The sequence below is a fragment of the Flavobacteriales bacterium genome (assembly GCA_016704485.1).
In the GTDB taxonomy this organism is placed as follows: Bacteria; Bacteroidota; Bacteroidia; order Flavobacteriales_F; family PHOS-HE28; genus PHOS-HE28.
In genome coordinates this window covers 60,597-83,510 of sequence record JADJAA010000005.1, presented here as the reverse complement: position 1 = coordinate 83,510, position 22,914 = coordinate 60,597, and the positions used below count along the sequence as shown (strand labels likewise).

The 22,914-nt window shown below is 50.5% G+C and carries 16 protein-coding genes; 13 read left to right on the top strand and 3 right to left on the bottom strand.

Annotated features, from left to right (window positions below; genetic code table 11):
- Window positions 1-92 precede the first annotated feature (92 nt).
- The 10 genes from IPF95_18355 to purE all read left to right on the top strand — a co-directional run bounded on the left by IPF95_18355 (window position 93) and on the right by purE (window position 11,162).
- Entirely contained in the window at window positions 93-938 is an 846-nt protein-coding gene (locus tag IPF95_18355) for an acetyl-CoA carboxylase carboxyltransferase subunit beta (protein MBK6476644.1), read from the top strand.
- Between the two features lie 65 nt (window positions 939-1,003).
- Complete coding sequence (gene rpsO / locus IPF95_18350) at window positions 1,004-1,273, top strand: 30S ribosomal protein S15 (protein MBK6476643.1); 270 nt, start codon at window positions 1,004-1,006, stop codon at window positions 1,271-1,273.
- Between the two features lie 179 nt (window positions 1,274-1,452).
- On the top strand, window positions 1,453-3,672 hold the full coding sequence (locus tag IPF95_18345) for a polyribonucleotide nucleotidyltransferase (GenBank protein MBK6476642.1): 2,220 nt from the start codon (window positions 1,453-1,455) through the stop codon (window positions 3,670-3,672).
- 239 nt (window positions 3,673-3,911) lie between these two features.
- Window positions 3,912-4,778, top strand: coding sequence for an RNA polymerase sigma factor RpoD/SigA (locus IPF95_18340; GenBank protein ID MBK6476641.1), 867 nt, complete (start codon window positions 3,912-3,914; stop codon window positions 4,776-4,778).
- 71 nt (window positions 4,779-4,849) lie between these two features.
- Window positions 4,850-5,497, top strand: a complete 648-nt coding sequence (locus IPF95_18335) for a ribulose-phosphate 3-epimerase (GenBank protein MBK6476640.1) — start codon at window positions 4,850-4,852, stop codon at window positions 5,495-5,497.
- Between the two features lie 158 nt (window positions 5,498-5,655).
- Window positions 5,656-6,450: a class I SAM-dependent methyltransferase gene (locus IPF95_18330; GenBank protein ID MBK6476639.1), complete on the top strand. Its 795-nt coding sequence runs from the start codon at window positions 5,656-5,658 to the stop codon at window positions 6,448-6,450.
- Between the two features lie 77 nt (window positions 6,451-6,527).
- Window positions 6,528-8,666, top strand: a complete 2,139-nt coding sequence (locus IPF95_18325) for a T9SS type A sorting domain-containing protein (protein MBK6476638.1) — start codon at window positions 6,528-6,530, stop codon at window positions 8,664-8,666.
- Window positions 8,667-8,834: 168 nt separating this feature from the next.
- Window positions 8,835-9,449 carry an outer membrane beta-barrel protein gene (locus IPF95_18320; GenBank protein MBK6476637.1) on the top strand — a complete coding sequence of 205 codons (615 nt, stop codon included), beginning with the start codon at window positions 8,835-8,837 and terminating at the stop codon, window positions 9,447-9,449.
- Window positions 9,450-9,484: 35 nt separating this feature from the next.
- Window positions 9,485-10,618 carry a 5-(carboxyamino)imidazole ribonucleotide synthase gene (gene purK / locus IPF95_18315; protein MBK6476636.1) on the top strand — a complete coding sequence of 378 codons (1,134 nt, stop codon included), beginning with the start codon at window positions 9,485-9,487 and terminating at the stop codon, window positions 10,616-10,618.
- A gap of 40 nt (window positions 10,619-10,658) precedes the next feature.
- Window positions 10,659-11,162 (top strand): 5-(carboxyamino)imidazole ribonucleotide mutase, encoded by a 504-nt coding sequence (gene purE / locus IPF95_18310; GenBank protein MBK6476635.1) that lies wholly within the window; start codon window positions 10,659-10,661, stop codon window positions 11,160-11,162.
- Window positions 11,163-11,169: 7 nt separating this feature from the next.
- On the opposite strand, the gene IPF95_18305 is transcribed toward purE, so the two are convergent.
- The 3 genes from IPF95_18305 to IPF95_18295 all read right to left on the bottom strand — a co-directional run bounded on the left by IPF95_18305 (window position 11,170) and on the right by IPF95_18295 (window position 14,732).
- Window positions 11,170-11,781 carry a L,D-transpeptidase family protein gene (locus tag IPF95_18305; protein ID MBK6476634.1) on the bottom strand — a complete coding sequence of 204 codons (612 nt, stop codon included), beginning with the start codon at window positions 11,779-11,781 and terminating at the stop codon, window positions 11,170-11,172.
- A 59-nt stretch (window positions 11,782-11,840) separates the two neighbouring features.
- Window positions 11,841-12,407 carry a type 1 periplasmic binding fold superfamily protein gene (locus IPF95_18300; protein MBK6476633.1) on the bottom strand — a complete coding sequence of 189 codons (567 nt, stop codon included), beginning with the start codon at window positions 12,405-12,407 and terminating at the stop codon, window positions 11,841-11,843.
- 72 nt (window positions 12,408-12,479) lie between these two features.
- The gene (locus IPF95_18295; protein MBK6476632.1) at window positions 12,480-14,732 is read right to left on the bottom strand and encodes a TonB-dependent receptor; all 2,253 of its coding nucleotides are present in this window, start codon (window positions 14,730-14,732) and stop codon (window positions 12,480-12,482) included.
- Window positions 14,733-15,004: 272 nt separating this feature from the next.
- Here IPF95_18295 and IPF95_18290 point away from each other — a divergent pair, with 272 nt between their 5' ends.
- The 3 genes from IPF95_18290 (at window position 15,005) to IPF95_18280 (ending at window position 21,019) form a co-directional block, all read left to right on the top strand.
- The gene (locus IPF95_18290) at window positions 15,005-16,213 is read left to right on the top strand and encodes a hypothetical protein (protein ID MBK6476631.1); all 1,209 of its coding nucleotides are present in this window, start codon (window positions 15,005-15,007) and stop codon (window positions 16,211-16,213) included.
- Window positions 16,210-17,196 carry a 6-phosphofructokinase gene (gene pfkA / locus IPF95_18285; protein ID MBK6476630.1) on the top strand — a complete coding sequence of 329 codons (987 nt, stop codon included), beginning with the start codon at window positions 16,210-16,212 and terminating at the stop codon, window positions 17,194-17,196. Before IPF95_18290 ends, pfkA begins: the two co-directional genes overlap by 4 nt.
- A 136-nt stretch (window positions 17,197-17,332) precedes the next feature.
- Window positions 17,333-21,019, top strand: coding sequence for a gliding motility-associated C-terminal domain-containing protein (locus IPF95_18280; protein ID MBK6476629.1), 3,687 nt, complete (start codon window positions 17,333-17,335; stop codon window positions 21,017-21,019).
- Window positions 21,020-22,914 lie beyond the last annotated feature (1,895 nt).

The following is a 22,914-nucleotide window of genomic DNA, read 5'->3' as shown; positions in this document are numbered from 1 at the left end:
CATCAACCATAAAGCACTTCGTATGAACGAAGCAGGCAGCCTTGGGCGGTCATGGATCGCAAACCCTAACTTCGCACCTTCACTGCTTGGATATGGGTTGGTTCACACGCGTTAAGCAAGGCATAACTACCAGTACCGAAGAAAAGAAGGAAACCCCTGAAGGTCTTTGGTATAAGTGTACGGAATGCAAAGAGGTAATGACCTCCGAAGAGCACGAGAACAACCTCTGGGTCTGTAGCAAGTGCGAGCATCACGAGAAGATCGGAAGCGAAGAATACTTCGCCATTCTTTTCGATGATCACAAATTCACCGAGTTCGGACGAGATCTGATAGCAGGTGATCCATTGAACTTCGAGGATACCAAAAAATACGCTGATCGCTTATTGAAAAGCCGCATTGACTCTGGCCTGAATGATGCGATACGCGCTGCTGAAGGCAAGTTGGATACGCATACCGTGGTGATCGCCTGTATGGATTTCCGCTTTATCGGTGGTAGTATGGGCAGCGTGGTAGGTGAAAAGATCGCCATGGCCGCGGATCTCGCCATGAAACGGAAGTGTCCGTTGGTCATTATCAGTAAAAGTGGTGGTGCCCGTATGATGGAAGCCGGTTATAGCCTAATGCAAATGGCAAAGACCAGCGCCAAACTCTCACAAATGGCGAAAAAGAAGCTACCCTATATCAGTGTGATCACCGACCCTACTACCGGTGGTGTTACGGCTAGTTTTGCCATGTTGGGGGATCTGAACATTGCCGAACCGAAGGCACTTGTTGCTTTTGCGGGCCCACGAGTTGTGCGCGAAACCATTGGCCGTGATCTTCCCGAAGGATTCCAAACGAGCGAGTTCGTTCAGGAGCATGGATTTCTGGATAAGATCGTTCACCGGAAGCAACTGAAGGGCTTTTTGGGACAGACGTTCGCCCTGCTCAGGGGGTAAATATTGAACCGGCCATTGTCGGATCCGTAATATCCCTATCTTTGCCGTCCGTTACCAAAAAGAAGATGTATCCAACTACCGAAGCCAAGAGGGAAATATTCAAGCAACACGGGGGTTCCGACACGAATACCGGTGTTTCTGAAAGCCAGATCGCGCTGTTCACAGCACGCATCAATCACCTCACAGGGCATTTGAAAACCAATAAAAAGGACCACGGCACCACAAAAGCCTTGATGTCCTTGGTAGGTAAGCGCAAACAATTGCTGAATTACCTGAAGATGTACGATATCGAGCGTTACCGCACGATCATCGCCAAACTCGGCCTGCGTAAGTAAGGCCATGCCTGCGGCCGCTTTACTGGCTGCAATGGCTGGAACATATTGATCGAATTGAGGGGGCGGTCGTTGACAACGATCGCCCTTTTTACTTATAGGCTATTCAGCCAAGAAGGCAACGGGATTCCGGCTCGTTGACCGGAATGACCGTCCGGAAAGATGTTAAGAGGAATAAGAAGATGAAACCACAAGCAATTACGAAGACCATCGACATGGGCGATGGCAAGGTCATAACCATCGAGACCGGTGTGTTGGCCAAACAAGCCGATGGCGCCGTTACGGTGCGATTAGGCGATACGATCCTATTGGCCACCGTTGTGGCTACCAAAGAAGCCCGTGAGGGTATCGATTTTCTGCCGTTACAGGTGGAATACCGTGAAAAATTCAGCGCTGCTGGACGTTTTCCTGGAGGCTTCTTCAAGCGTGAGGCACGCCCAAGCGATCATGAAGTGCTAACAAGTCGTTTGGTGGACCGCGCTCTGCGTCCCCTATTCCCGGATGATTTCCATGGCGATACACAGGTCGTGATCTCCCTAATGAGCACCGATAAGGACAACCAGTCCGATGCACTGGCCTGTCTCGCGGCTTCCGCAGCATTGGCCGTAAGCGATATCCCGTTCGGTGGACCAGTTACCGAAGTGCGCGTAGCACGTGTGAACGGTAAAATGGTCCTGAACCCCATGCATTCCGAAATGGAAGGCGTGGATATGGACCTTATCGTCGCCGGTACCAAGAGCGATATCCTCATGGTGGAGGGTGAAATGAACGAGGTGCAGGAAGCCGACATGATCGAAGCGATCAAGTTGGCGCATGATGCGATCAAAAAGCAATGCGTAGCTCTGGATGAATTGAGTGCAATGGTCCCCAAAAGCCAGACCAAGCGCACCTATAACCACGAGAATAACGACGAGGCGATCGGTAAGAAGATCATGGATCTCTGCTACCAGCAGTACTATGACTTCGCCATGGAGCCAAGTGCTAAAGAAGCACGTATGGACAAGTTCGCTTCAATAAAAGAAGAGTGCTTGGCAACGTTGAGCGACGAAGAGAAGATGGATAAAGCGATGCTCGGTCGCTTCTTCAAGAAGACCCAGAAAAAGGCAGTACGTAATGTATGCCTTGATCATGGCAAGCGTTTGGATGGTCGTAAGACCGATCAGATCCGCCCGATCTGGAGCGAAGTGGATGTTCTACCTGGAACACACGGTAGCGCGATCTTTACACGTGGAGAAACACAGGCGATCAACCTGCTGACCTTGGGAAGCTCAATGGACGAACAGACCATTGATAGTGCTACCAAGAAGAGCAGTGAGAGTTTTATGCTTCACTACAACTTCCCTAGCTTCAGCACTGGTGAAGTAAAGCCGATCCGCGGACCAGGGCGTCGCGAAGTTGGACACGGTAACTTGGCGCTGCGCGCTTTGAAACCGGTTATTCCAGCAGCACCGGCCAACCCGTATACCATTCGCTTGAACTGCGATATTCTCGAGAGTAACGGTTCCAGTTCAATGGCTACGGTCTGCAGTGGAACACTCGCACTGATGGATGCAGGTGTGAAGATCACTGCACCAGTAAGCGGTATCGCTATGGGGATGATCAGCGACGGAACACGTCATGCGATCCTGAGCGATATCCTCGGTGATGAGGATTTCCTCGGTGATATGGATTTCAAGATATGTGGTACCGCAAAGGGGATCACTGCCACCCAAATGGATATGAAGGTGGATGGTCTACCTTACGAAGTGTTGGCACAGGCATTGGAGCAAGCCCGTCAAGGACGTTTGCACATCCTTGGTGAAATGATGAAGACCTTGGATGCGCCACGTGCGGATTACAAGGACCATGCACCTCGGATCATCACCATTGAGATCCCGAAAGAGAGCATCGGCGCCGTTATTGGACCCGGTGGTCGTGTGATCCAGGAGATCCAAGCGGAGACCGGTGCACACATCAGCATTGATGAAGTGGATGGCCGTGGTATCGTTGAGATCATGAGCGAGAACAAAGCAAGCATTGATGCTGCTCTTGCACGTGTGAATGCGATCGCTAACCCACCTCAAGCAGAAGTTGGTGCTACGTACAAAGGCAAGGTAAAAACGATCATGCCGTACGGTGCGTTCGTTGAAGTATTGCCTGGTGTTGATGGCCTTTTGCACGTTAGCGAACTCGACTGGAAACGGATCGAACGCGTTGAGGATGTGCTGAAGGAAGGCGAGATCGTCGAATTCCAAGTGACGGGAAAAGACCCACGTAGTGGCAAGTTGAAACTGAGCCGCCGTGCGCTGTTGCCGAAGCCTGAGGGATATGTTGAGCGTGAACCTGCAATGGATGGTGAACGCCGCGAGCGCACTGACCGTCCACGTCGGGAATTCCGGGAGCGTGGACCGCGTCGGGATTAATTGACAGCTGAGGATCTTCTGTTGCTTGAATGAGCAGCGGTCCGCAACTCTGAGAACTTCATATTCGTTGAAAAGGCCGCCTTTATCGGGCGGTCTTTTCGTTGGTGGCCTTAGGCAATGCATTACAGTACAACACCTGTCCGCAATATGCACCAACTTCGATCAGAGCGGTAACCTTACACCGTTTGCTAGCGTTCAAGGACCACTCTTCGTAACAGAAAAAGTGTGAAATGGCAAGAATGCGGCAGTTAAAGATCACCAAACAGGTGACTAACAGGGATACTCCTTCTCTAGATAAGTACCTTCAGGAGATCGGAAAAGTGAAGTTGATCACCGCTCAGGACGAAGTGGAGTTGGCACGGAGGATCAAGCTAGGTGATCAAGATGCACTGGAGCAATTGGCGACCGCCAACCTGCGCTTCGTCGTATCCGTTGCGAAGCAGTATCAAGGTCAAGGCCTTACGCTACCCGACCTCATCAGCGAAGGGAACCTCGGCTTGATCAAAGCCGCAGGACGATTCGATGAGACCCGTGGCTTCAAATTCATCAGTTACGCCGTTTGGTGGATCCGTCAACAGATCCTCCAGAGTTTGGCGGAGCAAGCGCGGATCGTTCGTTTGCCATTGAATAAGATCGGATCGATCAATAAGATCAACAAAGCATTCGCCAAGTTGGAACAGGAACACGAACGCCCCCCAACCGCGGTTGAACTAGCAGAATTGCTGGAGATGACGTTGGAAGAGGTGAAAGTGAGTTTGAACAATATGGGCCGACACATCAGCATGGATGCACCCCTCCGTGCAGGGGATGACAGCGGTACGATGATCGACGTTATGCAGAACGACGATGCACCGAGCCCCTTGGAAACATTGATGACCGACAGCCTGAAAGTGGAGATCGAACGTTCGCTCGCTGTTCTAGCAGGTAGGGAAGCTGATGTTATCCGCTTGTACTTCGGATTGAACGGGAACCCACCGCATACACTTGAAGAAGTCGGTCAGAAATTCGACTTGACCCGTGAGCGCGTGCGCCAGATCAAGGAAAAAGCAATTCGCCGGATGAAACAGACAAGCCGTAGCGTGGTCCTTAAAGCCTATCTAGGTTGAAAACTGTATCCCGATAGAATTGAAAGGGTCGCCGATGTGCGGCCCTTTTTGTTGTTCTACCTTCGCTGCCAATGGCACACATCATAGCCCCTTCCCTTCTAGCAGCTGACTTCACCGAACTTCGCAGTGCTGTGCAAATCGTGGATGAAAGCCAAGCACAATGGCTGCATTTGGACGTAATGGATGGCTTATTCGTACCGAACATCAGCTTCGGGCCTGCCATTATCAAAGCCATTCGCCCCTTGACCAAAAAGGTATTCGACACCCACTTGATGATCGTGGACCCGGACCGCTACATATCCGCGTTCAAAGAGGCCGGTGCTGATGTGCTTACGGTACACGAAGAGGCCTGCACACATCTGCACCGGACCGTACAAGCGATCAAAGCTGCTGGAATGAAAGCAGGCGTTTCGCTGAATCCACATACACCAATTGGTTCGCTGGAAGACATCATCGCGGATCTTGACCTTGTGCTGATCATGAGCGTGAATCCGGGTTTCGGGGGGCAAAAGTTCATTGAGAACACGTACTCCAAATTGGATCGATTACGTGATCTGAGAGAGCAAAAAGGTTCCAGAGTCTTGATCGAAGTGGACGGTGGAGTTAGTGCAGGGAATTTTCGCAAACTCGTTGATCACGGTGTGGATGTGCTCGTGGCGGGAAACAGTGTTTTCGGAGCGAACGATCCCGCGGCATCCATCTTAGGAATGATGGGATAGATGCGTTCGTTGATGGACCAAGTACGTACGCGTGAACTGATCCTATTCAGAGAACGTTATCCCACAGGAACACTGGATAAGTAGTGCAATTGGCGCGAATTCCGAAGCTGTGGATCCTAACTTTGTGCTATTAAGTTCCGTTGAACACGTTCATTGCTATGGCATTTTCACTTCGCACTTCCCCTTCGGCCTTCGATCGCGAGTACACCGTGAGCCGTGTAGCCATGGTGCAACGTCGTTTGCTATGGGACCACTTGGACCATTTACTACGGCTGCCAGGAATGGACGTGTTGGAATTGAATTGCGGTACAGGGAAGGAATCGATCCATTTAGCACGAAAAGGTCACCGTGTTATTGCCACGGATATGAGTCCCGTTATGCTAAGTCGCGCTCGTGAACGTGCGCGACAAATGGGTGTTGAGGATCGGATCGTACATGAGCAACTGGACCTCGATGATCTGGAGGATCGTCAATGGCCGTTCAGCTTCGACCTTGTTCTCAGCGGTGCCGGTGGGTTGAATAGCGTGGATCTTGATCACTTGAAATACTTGGTGGACCCTATTGCAGATAGCCTTAAACCAGGTGGCCGGTTCATTGCTGTCGTCATGCCTGATCGTTGTCTTTCAGAAACAGTGCATCATTTTACACATGGTCGTTTCGGAAAAGCATTTGCAAGAGGTAGACAGGACCCGATCTGGAATGGTCTTAGCGGCAGTGGCGTGGCCAATTGGTTCCATTCTCCAAAGGCCCTCGAAACAGCATTTGCACACCGGTTCAGGCTAGTGCGGCTAGCACCTATTGGTTTTTTCGTTCCACCGATCTCCTTGGAACCCCGCTTACTGGAGAAACCGGGAACGCTGGATAATCTGGCCAAACTGGACCGTTATGCCGCACATTGGAAATGGGCGTCCCGCTATTCCGATCATTATTTGATCGACCTTGAAAGGATCTGAATCAGGCACTCTTTTCCACAGTGGGATCGTGAAAAATGTGGCCCAATGACATGGATCACGACCGGTAACTTCGCGGCATGATCCGGAACCTTATCCTTCTTACAACAGCTTGTATTCCCTTCTTTGCGCATGGCCAAGCGACACAACACGATTGTACAGCGCATACGATCACTGAACACTATTTGGCTCAACAAGGTTTGAGTACGGACCTACAGGCAGCTTTGCCGCATGTGAACGGATCGTTCCGCGGTGGTAGCTACACCGTACCTGTTGTCGTTCACGTCGTTTACAACACAACGGCTGAAAATGTCTCCGATGCTGCGATCATGGCAATGGTCAACCAGATGAACCAGGACTATTCCGAGACCAACTCCGATATTGGAATTGTGCGACCAGCATTCAGTGGTGTTGTGGCGAATGTGGGCTTCAATTTCTGTCTTGCCCAGATCGACCCTTCCGGAAATGCAACCACCGGGATAACGCGTACACAAACATCGCAAACATGGTTCGACCCGGACACGGAAACGAATATCATGAAAGAAGCCCAGTACGGGAAAACGCCGTGGAACACGAACCAATACCTCAACATCTGGGTCTGTGACATTACCAGTGGTGCTACTGGTGGGTTCATCACGGTAGGTTATGCATATCTACCGGTCGGTGGCGTAGTCGGCTCCGGGATCGATGGCCTTGTTATCGATTACAACTATGGACTTAACGCTGGTGACCGTACCGCAACACACGAGATCGGGCACTATTTCGGTTTGCAGCATACGTTCGACGACGGTGGGACATGTAACAATGCGGATGGCTTCACCGACACCCCGAACACCAACAGCCCAACCTATAGTTGCTCCAATACCACGTTGATGAAATGCGGTGTGCTAACGCAATACGAGAATTTCATGGATTACAGCAATTGTTCAGCAATGTTCACTGATCAACAAGCGAATTACATGGCCGGAATACTGACTGGCGTTCGATCAGGCTTGTTGAGCAATTCAGCATGCGGTAACACCAGCGGATATTGTACACCTACAGCAGCATCAGGAACCGGTGATGGTGACTTCATCAATAGCGTACAACTGGGTACCATAAACAATCTGAATACGGGTGGAATAACAGCTCCGACCTACACGAACTACAGTGCTTCGCACAGCACCAACCTCACGCAAGGAATCCAATATACGCTCACCGTTCAAGGTGGAACCTATCAGCCTGACCACTACACTGCTTGGATCGATCATGATCAGGATGAGACCTTCGAAGCCTCGGAAAAAATGACCGAAGTGACCTCTTCTGCTGCCGATCAGACCATGACCTTCACATTTACCGTACCGGCTTCAGCGACCTTGGGAGAAACACGCATGCGTGTACGTGGAGTGTATCATAATACCGGTGAACCAACCCCGAATACCGACCCCTGTTTTGCATATGCATTTGGCGAGACCGAAGACTATGGGATCACCATTCAATCGGCTACCACAACAGGTTATTGCATTCCGACGTCAACAACAGGTACGACTGTAGGTGATTTCATCAATAGTGTTCAACTTGGATCCATCAACAACTTGAACTCTGGTGCTTCTGCCGCACCGTTCTACTTTGATCTAAGCGCTATCCACAGCACAACGCTTGTCGTTGGCACCCAGTACACGCTAACAGTACAGGGTGGCACATATCAACCGGACCATTACACTACCTGGATCGATCTTGACCAGGACGAGACGTTCGAAGCTTCGGAAAAAATGTCGGAAGTCGTATCCTCTTCCGCGGATCAAGTAATGACCTTCGTTTTCACCGTTCCGGCAAATGCTACCATTGGGAATACGCGCATGCGAGTTAGAGGAGTGTATCATGCTCAAGGAGAACCTACACCTGATACCGATCCTTGCTACGCCTATGTATACGGAGAAACGGAAGACTATGGTATTTTGATCGATGTGAATACGGGTGTCAATGCGTTCGATCAGAGCTCCATTCAAGTGTACCCTAACCCTGCAGGATCAACCGTTCACCTCGTCCTACCATCTGACCAATTCGCGTTTGTTGAACTGGTCGATATGCAGGGCAGAACTGTTGCGACCTATACGTCCAATACAAGTCTAAAAACACTTGACCTCCAAGGTGTTTCCAATGGCACGTATGTATTGCGGATCCTCCAAGGCGATCAACTACAGACCAAACCCCTTTTGGTGAACAGTAGGGTACATTGATCTCCATTATTTCTTAAAGATACAAATGGGCCGGTTGAGTTTTTCATCCGGCCCATTTGTTATCGACCCTATTTAATCGATCCCGGAACGCAGTCTGTCGAACTAGGCCGTTGTTCCTGGAACCTAGGACCACTTGTACCGTAATAAGTTCAGAATAAGGTCCTGCACATGAGTCGCTCGAAACATTTGATCGCAATACTAGGACTCACCTTGGTGGGAAACCTCTCTGCGCAGCGGATCGCTTTCGGAATAAGAGGAGGTCTTCTTGCGTCAACGGATCATGCAACACGCGTTAGGACCGGCATTATTCCTGGTGCAACTGCAGGGATCTATGTACCCTATCATGCTGGGGCACGATTCGAAATAGAACCTGGGATAATGCTCACTGTTGGCGGATCCTCTTATATGGTACAGGATGGAGATAAGTTCGTTGATCGTACATACTATCTACAAGTACCACTATCATTCAAGCTTTTCCTTGGCAATGAGTTCAATTTGAGTGGTGGCGTTCAGATGGGAAAACGACTGGCGGTACATCGTTCAGAGAACGGCGAAAAGTCTGATGTCGGGGAGAAATACAAGTCCATGGACTTCGGGTTGCACGGTGGCATCGGGATGGACCTGAACTCAGGAGTTGATATCGGGCTGCGCTATTACAGCGGAATGATACCGTTACTCTTGAATGATGATGCCATATTCCCGAAGAACAGATCCGTACAATTAACAGTAGGCTATCGCCTGATGCATTTCAGAGAGATCAATACGAGTTATAGGAAGCGTTGAGCTGCTACTTCAACCCCTCACTATCTTTGGCCTTAATGTCGAAGAAACCAGTGATCGCATTGTTAGGTGGCGGTCAACTTGGACGCATGTTCATCGAAAATGCATTGCGCTACAATGCTGAGATCCACGTCCTGGACCCCGACCCGGATGCACCTTGCTCGACCATTGCGGATCGTTTTCTAATAGGTGACCTTAATGATAAGAACACTGTCCTCTCTTTTGCTGCGAACGCCGATATCGTTGGCATAGAGATCGAACATGTGAGCGTTGATGCCTTGGAAGAACTGAAACGTCAAGGCAAACGTGTGATCCCTGACCCAGCCGTCCTAAGGATCATAAAGGACAAAGGACTTCAAAAGCAATTCTACAAGGACCACGATATCCCTACGTCTGAATTTACGTTACTTGAGAACGGTAGGGACCTATCGGCACATGAACATCTCCTCCCTGCATTTTTGAAGAGCCGCGGAGGCGGATATGATGGCAAGGGGGTTATGCAGATCAATGCGCTCAGCGATGCCGAGCAAGCGTTCGATGGTCCTTGTGTGTTAGAGAAGCAGATCAACATCGAAGTGGAATTGGCTGTACTTGTCGTGCGGTCAGACAATGGTGAGGTGGCCGCGTACGATCCAGTGGAAATGGTTTTCGACCCGGAACTGAATCTTGTGGACCATTTGCGCGCACCCGCAAGAAGGCCCACCGACGTGCTGAACAGCGCAAAGGGTCTTGCTCTTCGCGTTGTAGATGCATTCGGAGCGCCAGGTCTTTACGCTGTGGAGTTATTCCTTACCACCGATGGTCGGATCCTTGTGAATGAGACCGCTCCGCGTGCTCACAATAGCGGACACCATACGATCGAGGCCTGTGACAGTTCCCAGTTCGACCAACTCCTGCGGTGTTACCTTCAATGGCCGATGGGGCCAACGCACTTGAACAGACCTGTGGCCATGTATAATCTGGTCGGTACCAATGGATCTGGCTCACCTACGTTGGTGGGTTCGCAGCGAATACTTGAGTTTCCCGGCGCTTTCATCCATCTGTACGGAAAGAAAGAAACACGCACCGGACGTAAGATGGGACACATTACACTGGTTGGGTCCAATGCTGAAGAAGTGGATGTAGCTTTGAATATCGCCAAGGAACACTGTAGTGTGGAACCATTGAAATGACTTGGAACCGATATTAGATTCACAACAAAAAAAGAATGGCATGGTAGGTATAGTAATGGGCAGCCGCAGTGACCTTGATGTAATGCGTGAAGCGATCGACACCATGAAGGAATTCGGGATCGATCATGAAGTGACCGTTGTAAGCGCGCACCGGACACCGGACCGGATGTTCGTTTACGCCAAAGGCGCTGCGGACCGTGGCGTGAAAGTGATCATTGCTGGTGCAGGAGGCGCTGCACATTTACCGGGGATGATCGCATCGCTTACCATACTTCCAGTGATCGGCGTACCCGTGAAAAGCCGCAATTCCATTGATGGCTGGGACTCGCTGCTTTCCATCGTACAAATGCCTGCTGGGGTTCCAGTAGCTACGGTTGCGGTGAATGGCTCGCGAAATGCCGGACTGCTTGCGGTACAAATACTTGCCACGAGCAATACCAAATTAGCCGAGCGATTTACCGCCTTCAAAGGCGAACAGGAAGAAAAAGTACGTGAAGGGATCAATGCCTTGAAGCAGCATTACCCCAATGGGTTCGATAAGTGACCCTAACCTAAGGAATGATCTGAATCGTCGTGTATTCCGCTTGAATGTAAGGGTAGATCTCATCAAGGTCCGGGTTGCGCAAGGCGATGCAACCAAATGTCCAATCACTTCCATTGTTGACCCAATGATCCATTCCATCAGGCACGCCGTGAATGCCGATCTCACCACCGATCTTGGCGGTTCCGGGTATTGAACCATCTGCAAGACGCGCCGCGAATCGCATTCGGCTTTCCGCATTCGGATAATCGATCCAAACGAAAGCATGCCATTTATCATGCATGCGTTTACTGCGGATCCCGAACGTACCCTCAGGCGTTCTTCGATCACCTTGCATCATTTTATCCCCCACAGGAACCTCACCCAGCACGCAGGGGTATTCTTTGAGGACCAAGCCCTTTCCAAGTACCTGAAAGATCCGTTCGGATTTCGTCACCAAGAAATGCATATCCTTTCCTGCAATGGAAAGACTATCAACCATGCGTTCCAATGATACTTCTGCAAGTTCAGGGTCTCCACTGCTCGAGCTGAGAATAGGTGATGAAGCAGAACGTTCAGGTTCCGTGGCTTGGCACGATAACCAAACGGGCAATGCCCATATCACTAATAGACGGATCAACATATCGTTACGTTTGTATACGATAATGCGATTCGACCAAGTAGGTAACGCGTCCTACCGGTTCAAAGGATCACCACGGGAAATGTGACCTCTATATCCGTATCACCTCCGGCGTTCGTGATATCCCCAGAAGAAACACCGGTTGCACTTTTATCCGGGTCATGCCGTAAGGTCACCTTCAATGTTCCGGTGCTCGGGCTTAAGGATGTGGAGTTGTTTATCAGTCCCACGGGATGCATGTTCGCATCTTCATCACCATAGGATATTGTAAGGTTGACTCCAACGGTTTGAAAAAAGAACTGATGTTGCTCCAACTCGTTCTCAATCTGGGTCGTGATGTTCTGTACCGGAGAAACACTCTCATTCAGAAAACTAATGAATACGGCAAAATCACGGTTACCGGGCAGATCATCGACTTCGATAACGGGCGCATTACCACCGTCGCCGTCCAGATCCGTGAATCGGAATACGTGATCCTCGAAGCTCTGAATATCGGTGAACGTGAGCACCAGTGTTGTGATCACTTCTTCTTCATTGGCCGGCGGCTGAACAGGAACAATAGGGTTCTCGTCCTTCTTACACGAAGTGAATGTGACAACGGCAAAGAAAAAGAGGATCAGCTGTTTCATGGTTCGTGCAAAGTTGCGTCTTTCTTTGGGCTGCTGCCTATGAAGTGCCTTCAGGGATGAAAATTCCAGTGCTCAACGGGGTCTCCCGAAACTAAACCGGACCCATAAGGATACATCAATTCCCCTTGCTGCAGCGTAGTATCGGAAGCGATCCATGTAATCGCGGTAGGTGGTATTGAATAGGTTCGTTGCTTGTAGACCGAAGCGGACCTCGTTGTTACCCAGCTTTCGTGCAGCACTCGCCTGAAAACCCAGGAGATGATATGGCCTAGGTGGAGACGCGTAATCAAGCTCTGGTGGAATGCGTCTTTGTTGGGCAACGTAATTGCTTGAAATACCCAATTCCATGCCTCTCCATTTGCCTGTCTTCACGATCGAATAGAGCAAAGTCGTTTCTGTACGATCACTCGGGATCTGGAATAGCCATTGATCCATTCGAAGATCACGGCCACGCACTATGCTTGTTCGTGATCGAACTGCCCAACGGGATGTGACCGCAACTTGCAACGTGGCATCCAACCCATATAAGAACGCATCAGTTGACACGTAATCGAATACCGGAAAGGCCCCGCGAATGGTAAGTTGTTCACCGGCTGGCCGCAAGTAGATGTAGTTGCTGATGTGATCCGCGTAGAAGGTGAAATTCGTTTGCAATCGACCTTGGAACCACAACGCATCAATATCCGTTGTGCCTTTCAATGAACGTTCGCTGTCCAGCTGATCGTTGCCCACTTCGATCGCGGCGGCACCATGGTGCAATCCTTCACTGAAAAGTTCGCTTACATGCGGTGGTCTATAAGCCGTGGAGAAATTGAACCGTACACGTACACTATCCCGGATGCTCCAGTTAACGCCAACACCCAAGGCGTGGTTGGTGTATTCGAATTCGGGTTGGAGCAATGTTCCTGTAGCATCATACTTCGCAATGAGCAAAGTGGTGTTTTCCAACCTGCCCCCGGCTTCCACTTCAACGCGCTCTCCAAGCGGAAGGTGTTCGATGAGATACACTCCCCCACTCTCTTTCTGGTAGTTCGGAATAAGCGGTCGAATTCCTGTGCCCGGTTCATTGATGTTACGCTGGAATAATCCGCTAAGACCTGCCCTGCCGTGAATGTGTTTGCCGATCCAATGTTTGAACGATGCATCCGCGGTATGGGTCGTTAGCCCTAGATCCAAAGCTGGCAGCGCGCTTCTGCCACCACGTCTGATATCGTACTCTTTGCGTGAATCGGTTTGATAGGCGTACGTGACCACGATTCTGTTCCGTTCGGTCAAAGCATAATCCAACTCAGCCTTGGCCAATAAATGATCCGAGGTCTGACGTGGCGCATCGATGTCATAGGTAAAGTCGCCTACGTACCAAGGCGTACCCGTGGCGATGGCGTTATCGAGATCGGTCAAATTTCCGATATGCGAGGCTCTTAGAATACCTAATTCCCGTTGGAACCAACTGAAGTACAACGTGGACCTGAAACGAAGATCCCGATAGCCGATGGTTGCTGACGCACCTTGTTCTCGAATACCCGTGTTGCTGAGCATGTAATCAGGAGCTTCGCTATCGCCTAATATTTTTCCGCTCCCTTGAACGCGCCATCCAAAACCGCGAAGCCCCTTCAAACCACCTTGTAGCATCGCATTTCCACCACCTCCTCGTCCATTGAGGATCCCAACTCCACGCAATTCACCATTGATGCCCGCGGTTCTCGGTAGATCAACGGGTTCAGTAATGATAACGCCGCCCATTGCATCGCTCCCGTATTGTACACTGGCCGCGCCCTTAACGACAGTGATCCTATCACTGCTGAATGGATCCAGATTCGGCGCATGTTCCGTTCCCCATTGTTGATCTTCTTGCCGAATACCTTGGTTCAACGTAAGTATCCTATTGCCGCTGAGACCGTGGATCATGGGTTTGCCGATCGTTGGCCCAGTGCTCAGAATTGTTACTCCAGGAACCACCGCAAGCATCTCGGCCATAGACCTACCGGTGCTCTTCTCCATGGAGTGCTTGTCCAGAACCGTATTCGGCTGACCAACGTTCTCATCCGGTCTTTCACGTATAACTTCCAGGTCGTGGAGTTCCTCACTATGATGCTCAAGGAACAGATCCAACCTCGTACTTTTCACAAGGACCAATTGCCGCTCGACCGGCTCACACCCTAAGTGTGCAACGCGCAATGTGAACGTTCCGGGACAGAGTCCAATAAATTTGAAATGGCCGTCAACATCTGCAATTGCACTGCGTTCCGCTTCAACCAAGACCACATTGGCGTAAGACAGCGGGGTTCCGTCGTGTTCATCCGTCACCGTACCGGAAAACTCCAATTTGCAATTAACAGTTTGCCCCTGGACTGCTGTATTCGGTAAATAAAGTAAGAGGACGATCGATCCAAATAGCCGCGCTCTGAACATCTTCACTAATTACAAGCTGCTAGGCATTCGACAATGTGCAATGAACCAAGGCAAATATCCATTCGGGATCGTATTTCGTCACAATCCAAAATTAGTCCATAACCAGGATGTGTTCGGTCATTCATTGACCGCGAATGACCCATGTTTTGTATATCCAGTATCTTTGGCGACACTAAATGATGAACATGAAACAACTTCGACTCTCGCTTCTTATAGCTGCTACATCATTCCAACTCATTGCTTTGGGCCAATGGAATGCCCTTGGCACCGGGCTTTCACCTGTCCGCAGCGTAACCACCTTCTCATCCGCTCTCTATGCCGCGCATAACGGGGGCGTTAGCAAAAGCGTGAATAGCGGCACATCATGGGTCCTATCGAATACTGGTATCACTTTGGTCGGTGGTCAATACAATGTGCGCTCGGTGGGACACAATGCCACCTATCTTTTTGCAGGAACACAATCGGGTATATACCGAAGCACTGATGGTGCCATGTGGACCAACGTAAATGGCGCACTTGGAGCGAGTGCTCAGATCTACGCGAACAAATTCTTCCATTTCGGTGTAGCAACCTTTGCCATATTCACCGGCTCCATCGCAAATGGCGGTGGAATACATCGTACCACGGACAGTGGAGATAGTTGGTTGATAGGTAACTCAGGAATGGGTTCCAACGCGATCGCTTATGACATTGCCACTGATGGCACCAATCTTTATGCTGCAACCAGCGTGGGACTTTATAAAAGTACGGACGGTGGACAACAATGGAGTTCCGTTGCGGGATCGAACTTCGCTATGTACGCTCTACAAGTATTGCCTAACAGACTGGTGGCTGTTACCACATTCGGCTACCGTTATTCGTTGAATGATGGTGCCGCTTGGAGCGAAAGCACCGGAGACCCTGCCAACCCAACAAAAGGTGAAATGGTAGCCTATGATGGAAAGATCTACGCTTTGAGTAATCAAGGGGGCTGCACGGTTTCAATTGATAATGGTCTTACCTATTCTTCATTCAACACCGGACTCACTCCGGTGGATCAAGTGGCTCAGGAAAAATTCCATGTTGCTGGTACGCGTCTCTACCTTGGTGCTCTGCAGGATCTGTATTATATCACTGGAAGTACCGTTGACCTCAATTCATTGAGCAATACCGAACTACCTTCTCCTTACCCATCCTTATTCACGGATGGGTTCACGGTGGACCTTTCAACTATTGATGATGCACGGACAGTTATCCTGATCGATGCCACCGGCAAAGAAGTTGCAAGGCAGAATGGTGTTGCCAACTCCGTTATTCGTGTTGAGCGCAATGGTCTTGCTGCTGGTCAATATCGTTGCCTGATGATCGACCGAAGCGGCAATAGAGCGTTGCTAGGAACAGTGATCGCCGAATGAGCCTAGAGACTCCGATCCGACATATCGGGGTTCTCACTTCCGGAGGGGACAGTCCAGGAATGAATGCTGCCGTGCGTGCAATTGTGCGTACCGCTGTGCAGCGGGATATCCGAGTTACCGGTATTGTAGGTGGTTATAGCGGATTGACCAATGCACGCTACATGCCACTCGGTGCGCGTGATGTGAGCAACATTATTCAACGCGGCGGCACGATATTACGAACTGCACGATGTGAGGAATTCCGCACTCCGGAGGGACGAGCGAAAGCTGCTCAGAACATTAAGGCTCACGGTATGGAGGCCTTGTTGGTCATTGGCGGAGATGGCTCTTTTAGGGGTGCAAAGATGCTATTCGAAGAACACGGTACACCTATTCTTGGTTTACCCGGAACGATTGATAACGACCTCTTTGGAACGGACCATACGATCGGTTTCGACACGGCTGTAAATACGGCTGTAGAAGCAATCGATAAGATCCGCGATACGGCTTCATCTCATGACAGGTTGTTCTTTATTGAAGTCATGGGTCGTAACAGTGGTTTCATCGCACAGGCATGCGCTGTAGCTGCCGGTGCTGAATTCGTGCTCATTCCTGAGCGGCCCCAAGGGATAGATGAACTCGTGCGTGCTCTTGCCGAAGGTGCGAAGACCAAATCTTCCAGTATCGTTATTGTTGCAGAAGGTGACGAAGAGGGTGGGGCATTCGATGTAGCGCGAAAGGTTAAACAACGGTATGATCATTATGATATCCGCGTTTCCGTGCTTGGTCATATGCAACGAGGCGGAGCTCCTACGGCGAACGACCGGATACTTGCCAGCAGAAGTGGCGTTGCGGCCGTGGAGTATTTGTTGGTCGGCGAACATAATGCCATGGTAGGCGTGATCAATGGTCGCATAGCACTCACACCCTTCAGCGAGGCTATTGGTCAGCAAAAGCAGCCCGATCCCGAACTTTATAGGATCCTTGGTATCCTTGCGACCTGAGGCAACTTTACAACTATTGCCGGTGTCACGTATATTGGTCTTCCGGTATGACGGATCTCCACGAGTTCAAATGTTCTTGAGAAACGCGCTATTTCTGGCTTTACTGTCCTGTAGTACCGTCTTGGCGCAGCCTTGCATGACGAGCTTCACAGCCACGGCAAGCCCTATGCCTGTGAACGGAACCTATGGTTGTAACGAAACCGTCACATTCTGTTTCACCGTTACCAATTGGAATTCCACCAACTCTAATTGGTTCCATGGAATTGAGGCCAATTTTGGTCCTGGTTGGGATATGGCTACGCTCGTTCCGGGCGCGCCCCCTCCTACGTGCGGCATCAGTACGGGCACTTGGGGATGGGAGACAAATGTAGGAGGACAAGGACCTGGGTTCTTCTTTGACCTGGACAGTGATGGTGATCCGAGCAATAATTTTGGTGACTTCTGTACAGGAGCTACGGACTGGGAATTCTGCTGGACCATTACCACTGTTTCCGGTCCAAATTGTATCAGTGGGCTGGATTGCGGTGTTACTATTGATACCTTTAGCGATAGCCAGACCGGTTCATGGGGCAGTGCTGGTTGCGGCGGCGATACCAACCCATCGGTCTTCTCTGGCCTCGTTTCTATAGCAGCATGCGATGTGGACCCAGGTGTGGGTGCTCCCATTAGTGTTTGCAGCACAGATGCCGCGATGCCTTTGTTCAATGCACTGACCGGAACACCGGATGTCGGCGGAACCTGGACCGGACCAAGCAATACACCGCATACCGGAACGCTTCAACCCTCCACGGATGTTTCCGGTAACTATACCTACACTGTTACAAATGTGGCTCCACCCTGTTCGCAATCAGCGGTTATTGCGGTTACCGTGAATCAACAGCCTGTTGCTGGAACAAATGGAATTGCTGTTGTTTGCGCCTCCGATCCTGCATTCCCATTGATCGGACTTCTGGGCGGCGCACCTACGCCAGGAGGTTCTTGGAGCGGCCCGGCAGGTCCATTTACAGGAACCTTCGACCCAGCTGTAAACTCTGGAGGGATCTATACCTATTCATTTCCGGGTACGGCTCCTTGTAACGCTGTTTCAGCCACGGTTAATGTTACCGTAAATCAAACGCCATCAGCAGGGAGTAACTCAGTTTTTGTGATCTGTAGTAATGGCGCTCCGACGAACCTATTCGGTGAATTAGGCGGAGCACCCGATGCTGGAGGTACATGGACCGGGCCGAGCGGAGCGATCTTCAACGGGACTTATGATCCAGCAACGAATGTCCAGGGTGTCCATACATACACCGTGCTCGGAGTTACACCATGTGCCAACAGTTCAGCCACAGTTACCGTTACGGAAAACGCGGAAACGAATGCGGGGATAGATGCCGCTGTGACGGTGTGTAATTCTTCTTCCGCTTTCAACATGAACAATTCACTTGGCGGGACCCCGAACACAGGTGGAATTTGGACAGACCCTAACGGCGGGGTTGTATCCGCAACTTTGGATCCTGCCACTGCAATTAGTGGAGCTTATATGTATCAAGTGAATGGTGTGGCTCCTTGCATCTCGGCCCAAGCCATACTAACTGTTACCATAATCCCTGCTCCAAATGCTGGTGGAAACGGCATGGCGGATGTTTGCAATGCAAGCCCACCCTTTCTGCTGGATCAATTCTTGACCGGTTCGCCCGACCCTGGAGGTGTCTGGACCGGCTTCAATAATGCTCCAGTAAGTAGCACCTTTACTCCAGGAACCAGCATACCTGGCACATTCACCTATACGGTATCAGGGATAGCGCCTTGCAGCAATGCAACAGCGACAGTAACGGTCAGTGTGAGTCCTCAACCATATGCAGGAACCGATGCAGTATCAACGCTTTGCAATACAGGTGAACCAGTTGACCTATTCACCCTGTTGGGTGGTAGTCCGGTTACCGGTGGTACATGGACCGGACCGAATGGATCGGTCGTACCAGCCATGTTGAACCCATCATTAGCGCCTATTGGAACTTACACCTATACCGTCACCAGTATTGCACCGTGTACTGACGATCAGGCAACCGTGGATATTACCATTGTCTCTGAACCCGTTCCGGGTACGGATGGTGCTGTTTCGCTTTGTGAAGCGGATGTTCCCATTGACCTTTTCACTGAGTTGAATGGCACGCCGGATCCGGGTGGTAGTTGGCAAGGACCAAATGGCCCTTTGGTCGGCTTGTTCAACCCTTCAACTGGATCTACAGGCACCTATACGTACACGGTCAATGCGCCAGCACCGTGCATAGCCCAAACAGCAGAGGTAATTGTTTCGGTGATCGAACAACCTAACGCCGGAATTGATGATGTGACATCCGTCTGCAATACGGCTTTAACTCTTGTGGATCTATTCGGAGTACTAGGTGGTTCGCCGGATATGGGCGGGATCTGGACTTCACCTGACGGTCAAGTACATCCTTCAACCTATGCGCCCGGCAGCGATATGCCTGGGGTTTACACCTATAGTCTAACTGCACTTGCTCCCTGTTCGAACGTTTCCAGTACGATCACGCTCTCTGAAGTGCAAGCTCCTGATGCTGGGCCTGATCTGATCTTGGATCTATGCGAGGATCTTGGGGAGTTGGACCCCATGTTATGGCTTGGACCGAATACGGATACCAACGGGATCTGGTTGGACCCAAATGGGATCGCAACTATTTCCGTGGATGCTGCGACGGCCATCTCAGGTGATTACATCTATACATTGAACGGAACAGCTCCTTGCCCGAACGCTCAGGCAACCGTAACGATTGTCTTCGATGATCTTCCGTATGCAGGTGTTGACGGCATTTTACAACTCTGCGCGGATGCTTCGCAGAACTTGCTTCAATTACTTGGACCCAACGCAGAACCTACAGGAACATGGTGGGGACCGCTAGGTAACTTTTCGGGAGTGTTCAACGCCGATCAGGATCCAGCAGGCGTGTACTCATATACCGTTAATGGTAGCGGAGGATGTATAGGCCGAGCAGCTCTATCATTTGTGGATGTATCCGTGAATGACTTGCCGGAGCCGGTATTCGGGCTTGGTACCACAAGTGGATGTGTGCCTTTGCAGGTTCAATTCACGTTAACGGATCCTGTAGTATTGGCCAGTATCGAATGGTCGTTCGGTGATGGAGAAAGCGAAGACGCCTCAAGCATGGTCTGGCACACATATAATGCAATAGGCTCGTTCAATATTTCCGTTGAAGTTGTGGATAACAATGGTTGTCATGGCACAACCGTATTGCAGAATGCTGTGTTCACATCGAACGGTCCAGAGGCTGATTTCATTGTAACACCTCAACGAGTGAGCATTCTTGAGCCGAACATTCACGTATCACATGTTCCTGAAAGCAATGTATCGTATGAATGGACCTTGGACAACGATACGTTACCGGGTGCCAATGAATTCGATTGGACCATAGATCCCGTGGACATTGGGATTTACACCCTATGTAAGATCGCTACGGACACACTTGGGTGCCGCAATTCAACGTGTTCGGAGATCATCGTGGATGATGTGCTGACCATCTTCGTTCCAAATGCGTTTACGCCGGATGGCAATGACATCAATGAGGAGTTCATGCCCTCAGTGCTGGGTGCTGCCCCTGAGTCGTTCACGTTCGCCATTTTCGATCGATGGGGCAACAAAGTATTCTCAACAAATGAGATCGGACAAGGGTGGAATGGCGGCATGAACAATAACGGTAAGCTTCTTCCGCAAGATGTCTATGTTTGGCGCTTGACCGCACGTGATCAATTCAGTTCGGAAAGTGTAGAACACTTCGGAAGCGTAACACTATTGAAATAGAGAACCCCCTGATCGCTCAGAGGGTTCTTCCTTTCAACTTGGTCTCGCGTCATTGACGGACGAGCCTCGTTCGCGCTAGCGGCCTGCCTGCCGCATCCAGCGCGAGCACGTTGTAGATGCCCATACTTAGGTCACCCAATTCCATGTTGTTCTCAATACTCCGTTCGAGCACCAAAGCTCCCGTTGGGCTGTAGAATCTCAGTGTGCGGACACCTGGAACCGTGCAACTGACATTTACATTTCCTAAAGTCGGATTCGGATGGAAATTGAACGCCTCACCATTGCTCAGTTCCTCTATGGAAACCTGTGATAGTTGACAAGCATCTCCGTACCCATCGTTATCGCTATCCGCTTGGTCAGGGTTGTAGGTCCAAGCACAATTGTCGCATGCATCTCCAACTCCATCACCGTCGAAATCGACCTGCGTATCATTTGCAACGGAAGGGCAATTATCATCACACGCCATTACCCCATCATTGTCACCGTCACCATTCGGTTCAATACCAGTGGAACCGCCCGCACAAACTCCGCAGTCATCGAATTCAGCGGTTCCATTCGGAACACCCGCACAATCCAATAGTTCACCTTGGCAATTGCAGTTCTCTGTCCAGATATCGTTCACCGTCTGTGGATCATTATCGTCACATGGTGTTCCGGGATTCGAAGAACCACCCGCAATACCTTCACAATCCGGACCAACGGTCTCGATCATGCCATAGCATTGGCAATTCATTCCCCAAGTATCATTGAACGTGGCCACAAGACCATCATCACATGGCGTTCCAGGTAGTGCCGTTCCGCCCACTGTTCCTTCACAATCGACCACTTGACCAACACACTGACAATTTACATTCCAGGTATCATTGCTGGTGTTAGCATTGTTATCGTTACAAGCAGAGCCAGGTAGTGCAGGTCCGTTCGCAACACCATTGCAATCCAGAACTACTGGCGTTCCGGCGCATGTGCAGTTAGCAGACCATATATCGTTTGTAGTGTTTGCGTTGTTGTCGTTGCAAGTTGATCCTGGGACAGCCGATCCACCAACAGTTCCTTCGCAATCGATCACTAGACCAAAGCAATGGCAATTCGCACTCCAAGTATCATTAGCAGTGTTTGCGTTATTGTCGTTGCAGGCTGTTCCTGGTAGAGCCGATCCACCAACTGTTCCTTCACAATCGATCACTTGACCTGCACACTGACAGTTCGCGTTCCAGGTGTCGTTGCCCGTGTTTGCGTTGTTGTCGTTGCAGGCTGAACCCGGAAGTGCAGATCCACCGATCGTTCCTTCACAGTCGATCAATTGACCTGCGCACTGGCAGTTCGCATTCCAGATATCATTGCCGGTGTTCGCGTTGTTGTCGTTGCAGGCAGTTCCAGGAATAGCAGACCCACCGATCGTTCCTTCGCAGTCGATCAATTGACCTGCGCACTGGCAGTTTGCATTCCAGATATCATTGCCGGTGTTCGCGTTGTTGTCGTTGCAGGCAGTTCCAGGAATAGCAGACCCACCGATCGTTCCTTCGCAGTCGATCAATTGACCTGCGCACTGGCAGTTCGCATTCCAGATATCATTGCCGGTATTCGCGTTGTTGTCGTTGCAGGCAGTTCCAGGAATAGCAGACCCACCGATCGTTCCTTCGCAGTCGATCAATTGACCTGCGCACTGGCAGTTCGCATTCCAGACATCATTGCCCGTGTTCGCGTTGTTGTCGTTACAAGCAGTTCCAGGAAGAGCAGACCCACCGATCGTTCCTTCGCAGTCGATCAATTGACCTGCGCACTGGCAGTTTGCATTCCAGATATCATTGCCGGTATTCGCGTTGTTGTCGTTGCAGGCTGATCCGGGTAGAGCAGGTCCGTTCGCAACACCGTTGCAATCAAGGACAACTGGTGTT